This window comes from Wolbachia endosymbiont of Nilaparvata lugens, from assembly GCF_007115045.1.
Lineage (GTDB): Bacteria > Pseudomonadota > Alphaproteobacteria > Rickettsiales > Anaplasmataceae > Wolbachia.
The window spans coordinates 30,621-36,407 of sequence record NZ_MUIY01000001.1; the positions used below are offsets into that span (position 1 = coordinate 30,621).

The 5,787-nt window shown below is 34.6% G+C and carries 5 protein-coding genes and 1 pseudogene; 2 read left to right on the top strand and 4 right to left on the bottom strand.

The genetic code is table 11. The features are described from left to right. The first annotated feature begins 101 nt into the window (after nucleotides 1–101). The gene (locus BWZ41_RS00130) at nucleotides 102–986 is read left to right on the top strand and encodes an Rpn family recombination-promoting nuclease/putative transposase (protein WP_143689012.1); all 885 of its coding nucleotides are present in this window, start codon (nucleotides 102–104) and stop codon (nucleotides 984–986) included. Between the two features lie 2 nt (nucleotides 987–988). Here the strand turns inward: BWZ41_RS00130 and BWZ41_RS00135 are convergent, their stop codons facing one another. The 4 genes from BWZ41_RS00135 to BWZ41_RS00155 form a co-directional block, all read right to left on the bottom strand. Further along, a complete protein-coding gene (locus tag BWZ41_RS00135; protein ID WP_143689013.1) occupies nucleotides 989–2,149 on the bottom strand; it encodes a hypothetical protein in 1,161 nt (386 codons plus the stop codon). A gap of 361 nt (nucleotides 2,150–2,510) precedes the next feature. Further along, nucleotides 2,511–3,134 carry a heme ABC exporter ATP-binding protein CcmA gene (gene ccmA, locus BWZ41_RS00140; protein WP_143689014.1) on the bottom strand — a complete coding sequence of 208 codons (624 nt, stop codon included), beginning with the start codon at nucleotides 3,132–3,134 and terminating at the stop codon, nucleotides 2,511–2,513. Nucleotides 3,135–3,172: 38 nt separating this feature from the next. Beyond that, nucleotides 3,173–4,012, bottom strand: a complete 840-nt coding sequence (locus BWZ41_RS07720; protein WP_241653827.1) for a recombinase zinc ribbon domain-containing protein — start codon at nucleotides 4,010–4,012, stop codon at nucleotides 3,173–3,175. 99 nt (nucleotides 4,013–4,111) lie between these two features. Beyond that, complete coding sequence (locus BWZ41_RS00155; protein ID WP_143689015.1) at nucleotides 4,112–4,336, bottom strand: recombinase family protein; 225 nt, start codon at nucleotides 4,334–4,336, stop codon at nucleotides 4,112–4,114. Nucleotides 4,337–4,595: 259 nt separating this feature from the next. Between BWZ41_RS00155 and BWZ41_RS08615 the strand changes: the two are divergent. Continuing rightward, nucleotides 4,596–5,742 (top strand): annotated as a pseudogene (locus tag BWZ41_RS08615) (IS3 family transposase). The last annotated feature ends 45 nt before the right edge of the window (nucleotides 5,743–5,787 follow it).

The window sequence follows — 5,787 nt, forward strand, 5'->3', positions numbered from 1 at the left end:
ACTCTTGAAATTTAGCTAATCTTAATAGACTTTAGCACAAAAACGTTGAATATTTCTTCACAATTGTGTATAATTATTAATGCTTTTTATCTTACTTTCTCATGGCTCTTTCGAAGTTTCTTGATGCTCGCAATGATTATGCCTTTAAAAGAATATTTGGCACCGAGAAGAATAAAGATATTCTCATTCATTTCTTGAACGATATTTTAGGCTTCACTGGCTTAGCTGCTATTCACGATGTTGAATTCCTAGCTACCATTTTGGACCCTGAAATTGCCGCTAAAAAGCAGAGTATTGTCGATGTTCTTTGTAAAGACTCTCAAGGTTCAAGATATATTATAGAAATGCAGTTCACTAAGACCAAGGGCTTCGAAAAACGTGCTCAGTATTATGCTGCCAAAGCATACTCAAGTCAAGCTGATCAAGGTGATAATTATCATAATCTCAAGGAAATTATCTTTATTGCTGTTGCTGATTGTATCATCTTTCCAGATAAGGCTGAGTACAAATCTAATCATGTCATTTTAGATCAAAATAGCTTTGAACATGACTTGAAGGATTTTTACTTCGTATTCATAGAGCTACCAAAATTTACAAAGACAAAAGAAGACCAACTAGAAAATATAGTAGAAAAATGGTGTTACTTTTTTCGCTATGCAGCAGAAACAAACGAAGAGGATCTAGATAAGATAGTTGGTAGTGACGTAATAATAAAACGAGCTTATGAAGAAATGAATAAGTTTAATTGGTCAGAAGAAGAGTTACTAGCATATGAACAAATGAAAAAACGCATAATGGATGAGGTAGCTGCTTTAGCTCAAAAATTTGATGAGGGTCTTAAAGTAGGTCAAGAAAAAGGTAGACAAGAAGAAAAAATCGAAGTTGCAAAAAACCTACTTAAGGCTGGCATTTCTATTGATGTTATTTCCCAGACAACTGGCCTTCCTCAAGCTGAAATTGCACAACTCAAAGAAGAAATATCCTGAAATTACAGCAATTTTTGTAGTTGGTTATCCACTGTTGGATCATTTAAACAGGTTCTAGGTTTATCATCTGTTTTTCTTGGCAACTGACTTTCTGACCAGCTAAGGGAAACGGCAGCAAATATAGAATTAATTGTTCCTTTAACCAACTGTTCTAATAAAAATCGCTTCGGCTTGCGTATTTGCTCTGCTTCTTCAATTTCACGTTTTGAACCTATGAAAGGAATCGCTTTGGTTGCTTGTACTACCTCTTCCATATTCTTGCTATTTTTCAAGTTATCAAGATATTCCCTAGCTGTCATACTCACTTCTTTTTTATCTAGGTGATCTTGGAATTTTTTGCTACTTAAATTCATTTCAGCGTTGATGAGTAATGGTACACTATCTTCTACATTAATTTTAGTGCTTAAGTTATATAACTGCACTCTGTTGACCATTGACTTAATAGGACCAAACTTCTCATCCTGTTCTGCTAGAAGTTGACGCTCTGTTTTAATTTCTTTTATTAGAACTTGTTTGTCTTCATCAGACAGTAGGTCATTAGCTTTATCAACATCAAAGTGCTCAACAAGAAGGCCTTTTTCTTCTACCCTATAGCCGGCGGATTCTATTGCTTTTTTTACAACTTCTGTAAACTGATCAACACTTTTTAAACCGAAAACAAACGCTATATTGCCATCAAAGTAAGCGTAACTATCACCAATTCTGTAAATAGCAACAACATGATTGCTTGTAACTAGATGGATGGCAAAATCGCCTTCAATTTCAGCCATATAGCTTGATAAATCACTAAACGTTTTACGGTCTTCTTTGGTGTTGTGAATCAATCTTAAAGGTAGACTACTATTCTCATAAGAGTCTATCTGCTCTTCAAAACTATAAATTAAATTTTCTAAATCACGAACTTTTCTTTTCTCACTCTCAGATATTTGCTTATGCTGCTCTATGTGCTCATAAATTTTAGCTAAAACTTCTAAATTACTCAAAAATGCTTTTTCACCATGCAAAAATAAAGCTTGAGAAAAGCTACGAGTAATTGCTACACATTTACCATTAACCTTAACTCCACGTTTTTCAAAGGAAGGTAAATGTAGACCTTGTCTTACCGATTTAATAGAAGCGTTGGGAAAGCTATTAGATATAAATTCAAATATACGTGTAAACACTTCTTGACGCTCTTCGTCGGAAAGGACTGAATGTATTTCTGTGAACCCTTTATGCCTTTTACTTGAGCCACCTTCCTGTTTTGAACTACTTATTTCTTCGGCTTTTCTCTTTCTAGGAATAAAATTACTTTGCTGTAGACTAGGAAGAGCTACAGTGGGAGTGTGCTGCAGAAAGTATTGTGGATATTGGTTTGGTAGAAACGCAGGCTGAAAGCCCCATAAGTGTTGAAAGTAGTATCAGAAAAGTATAAAGAACTGTTATTGCAAGAAAATGGAGNACAAGCCAACTAGTTCAGACTCAATCTGACAAGTCAATTGTAATAACCTCTATGAATCACACAGTTAATTTTAAGGCCAAAAATTATACAAGAGGTCTGTTAAAATCACGTATATCGATTGTCTTGAAGTCACACAGTTGTTCTGTAGAGCTATGTCCTGTAATAATTACTATACCGTTTTGCTCAGAGCGTATTGAGATTAGATTTAATATTAATTTACACGTTGCACTGTCGAGATTACAAAATGGTTCGTCTATCAGCCAAACGTTTGCATTAGAAATTAAGAGACGAGCAAGCGCAACTCTTCTTTTCCAACCTGCAGAAAGTTCACTATATTTGATATTAAGTACAGGTTGCAACTGTAAGCAACAAACGGCTGCCATAATTAATTCTCTAGTATTCCGTATTCTTGCCCAGAATTGTATGTTTTCACCAACTGTTGAGCTATCTTTACAGGCATTTTTATGGCCTATATAGACCATGGAAGGTATATAGGATTTTAGGTCATCATATATGTCTTTTCCACAGTACATTATATTACCTGACACTGGCGGCAAAAGTCCAGATAAACTTCTGATTAAGCTGGTTTTGCCGCTACCATTTGGACCAGTGATTAAGATTTTTGATTTTGGTTCAGCTTTAAAATTGAGGTTTTTAAATAATACTTTGTTATTACGAGCACAGGATAGATTTTTACATTCAAGCATCTATTGGACCTTTAAAGAGAACTTGGAGCCTAAACACTTCAGTGTATGAACATTGGATAGCTTGCACAACAAACAGTCAGTGTTTGACATACAACTGTACGAACATTGGGTTTGTAGGTAGCAGATGGTGTCATTCCAGCACTTGACACTGGACTCCCGATACAATGTTGAACACTTTTTTTTTGCCTTTCGAGAGCGAGTTCTTTCAGCTGAAACACTACATGCACGTTATCATCATCAACTTCAATGCGTTGAACTAATTTTCTTATTATATCAAGTTTAGTTTCCCAATCCGCCTGATTAAGTTCCAACTCAACCTCAGAGGAAAAACTTTCTACACTACTTGTGATAAAATCTAATTCCCTCTGTAGCCTCTTTTCATCGACCATTTCTTCCCTTTGATCTCTAATTCCTTTTAACTCCTTTGCCATGCTCTCAACTTCTAAGTCATATTTTTCCTTCGTTATATGACCTCTTGCATATACATAAGCTAATCTTTCTATACCTTGTTCTATTTTATTTGCACGCTTTTCAAGTTCATCCTTTGCCTCTGTACTTTCATGTTTCACGAGTCTGAGCTGATATTCCTTAGTCATTGCTTCTGGTTCTTTGAGTACCATCTTTACTTCTTCCCATACTGCTTCTTCTAGTATATCAACTTGTATTGATTTGCTGTTACACACTCTATTCCCACCAAAACGATTTCCAGGGCATCGATAGTAACTTCTTCCTCCTTTAACATTACTCATTCCATAATAAATGTATTTACAACACTGACACACCATTAGCCCTTGTAATAGGTACCTTCTCCCACTTCGTTGCATTCTTGCTCTTTTTCTATTTTCAGATAGTTGCTCTTGTACTATATCAAATTTCAACTATATTTGGTATCTCGATATGAATCCAATTCTTTTTCTCAGTTTGATAAATGGAATAACTTTTTTTCCTCACTTTCCATATTGCTCTCACTTCTTTTTTTATTGATTCGTTTTACCAAATGCTGCTTGTCCTTTGTATGCTGGATTCCTCAACATTCTACACACTGTACCTGAATGCCAATTTCTTCTGCCCTTTGGAGCAGTAATATGCCTTCTTGTAGTTTCTTTTAAGCTCTGACCTATCCACTCAAACAGTTTACGCACTACTTTTGCTTCCTCTTCTTCAACTTCAAACTTTGCTTCTTCTCTGACTACATGCTTTATATAGCGGTATCCATAAGCCCATTACACTTATACACCCTTTCCTTGCTGCATGGAGTTTTCCCCTTCGACTTCTTGCCATTATCTTTGCACATTCGTATTCTGAGATTAATCCTTGTACTCCTAGCAATAATTTTGACTCTGGATTATTTTCAGTCTTATAATTTAGTTGTGTGATTCATAGAGGTTATTACAATAAGAATGTGACCTTACCCAGAAAAAGTAGACAGAAAGTTAAAACGTTTTTTCAAAGAGGTGTGGTATGACAAAAAGAAAAGAATATACAGCAGAATTCAAAATTGAAGCTATAAGACTAGTAAAAGAAACAGGTCAATCATCAGCAAAAATAGCAAGAGATTTGGGTATTAGCGGTAAGCAGATGGGTAAAAACATACAATGATAGAATGTCTGGAGTAGATGCGTTTCCAGAAAAGGGGAAAGTAGCTCATTGTGACAAAGAAAAGTTTGATTTAAAGAAAGAGCTGGCAAGAGTAACGAGGGAAAGAGACATTTTAAAAAAAGCCCTGGGATATTTTGCAAACCAAAAAGAGTAAAATATTCTTTTATAAAAGAACATGAAAACTGCTATAAAATACGGGAATTATGCAGATTTTTGAACGTATCTGCTTGTGGTTATTATAAATGGATTACTAAGGAAAAAAACAACAAAAAATCAATAAGAGAAGAGCTCATACAAGATATTCAGAAGGTATATCGATCATCACAATGCAGATACGGAGCTCCTAAAATTCACGCTGAATTAAAGGCTTTAGGTAAAAATTATAACATCAAAACAGTGCAAAATGTTATGCAGAAAAATGGCATTCAAGCTAAGCTTAGACGAAAGTTTAAAAGTAAAAAACCACAAATAGACAATAGAGTTATAACTCCTAACATATTAAATCAGAATTTCATTGCTGATCAACCTAACAAGATATGGGTAACTGATATTACGTACATAAAAACTAATGAAGGATGGTTATATTTGGCAGCAATAATAGATTTATATTCACGCATGGTGATTGGCTGGTAAATGAGTAATGCAGTAAATAGGCAATTAGTTATAGATGCGTTATTCATGGCTATTGGTAGGCGCAAATCTGCTAAAAATCTACTATTTCATAGCGATCAAGGATCGCAATACACCTCTAAAAATTATCAATTTTTACTAAGTACAAAAAATATTACTTCTAGTATGAGTCACAAAGGTTGTTGTTATGATAATGCTGTTTCAGAGAGCTTTTTTTAGTTCACTTAAGAGAGAGTTACTCATTGATACTTCACAACACTCTGCACAACAAGCTAAAACCGCAATATTTGAATATATAGAAATTTTTTATAATAAACAGCGTAGACATTCTACTATTAACTATTGCATTCCTGAGCTTTTTGATTCATCATTCTCATAGCAAAAACGTCTTAACTTTCTGTCTACTTTTTCTGGGTAAGGTCAG